Raw genomic sequence first — 1193 nt, 5'->3', positions numbered from 1 at the left:
ACTGACGACAACACCGTCAACGACACCGAAGCGGGTCAGACGATTGCGATCACCGGCAGCGTCACCGGCGATGCCGCCGCCGGTGACACCGTTACCCTGACCATTGGTGACCAGAACTACGCAGGCACCGTGGGGGACGACCTCACCTACAGCATCGACGTGGCCGGCGAAGTGCTGGCCGCCCATGACACCGTCAGCGCCGAAGTGACCGGTGCTGACGAAGCGGGCAACGCCTTCAGTGCCGACACCGCCCGTGAGTACGCAGTGGATACCACTGCACAAGCCGGTATCACCATCGACCCGGTGACTGACGACAACACCGTCAACGACACCGAAGCGGGTCAGACGATTGCGATCACCGGCAGCGTCACCGGCGATGCCGCCGCCGGCGACACCGTTACGCTGACCATTGGTGACCAAAGTTACGAAGGCACCGTGGGGGACGACCTCACCTACAGCATCGACGTGGCCGGCGAAGTGCTGGCTGCCAACGATACGATGGCCGCCAATGTCACCGGCACCGACGAAGCGGGCAACGCCTTCAGTGCGGATACGACCCGCGACTACAGCGTCGATACCGACGCCAGTGCCACGATCACCATCGACCCGGTGACTGACGACAACACCGTCAACGACACCGAAGCGGGTCAGACGATTGCGATTACCGGCAGCGTCACCGGCGATGCCGCCGCCGGCGACACCGTTACCCTGACCATTGGTGACCAAAGTTACGAAGGCACCGTGGGGGACGACCTCACCTACAGCATCGACGTGGCCGGCGAAGTGCTGGCCGCCAACGATACGATGGCCGCCAATGTCACCGGCACCGACGAAGCGGGCAACGCCTTCAGTGCGGATACGACCCGCGACTACAGCGTCGATACCGACGCCAGTGCCACGATCACCATCGACCCGGTGACTGACGACAACACCGTCAACGACACCGAAGCGGGTCAGACGATTGCGATCACCGGCAGCGTCACCGGCGATGCCGCCGCCGGCGACACCGTTACCCTGACCATTGGTGACCAGAACTACGCAGGTACGGTGGGGGACGACCTCACCTACAGCATCGACGTGGCCGGCGAAGTGCTGGCCGCCAACGATACGATGGCCGCCAATGTCACCGGCACCGACGAAGCGGGCAACGCCTTCAGTGCCGACACCGCCCGTGAGTACGCAGTGGATACCAC

1 protein-coding gene is annotated in these 1193 nt (G+C 64.0%); it reads left to right on the top strand.

All coding sequences use genetic code 11. The annotated features are described in order from the left end of the window. Positions 1 to 1193, top strand: a 1193-nt coding sequence (locus C8E00_RS16580; protein ID WP_133698627.1) for an Ig-like domain-containing protein, incomplete at both ends; no start/stop codon positions are given.

The organism is Chromohalobacter marismortui (assembly GCF_004364315.1).
Classification (GTDB): domain Bacteria; phylum Pseudomonadota; class Gammaproteobacteria; order Pseudomonadales; family Halomonadaceae; genus Chromohalobacter; species Chromohalobacter marismortui.
The sequence above is the reverse complement of the archived record's forward strand: the minus strand, read 5'-3'. Positions and strand labels throughout refer to the sequence as shown.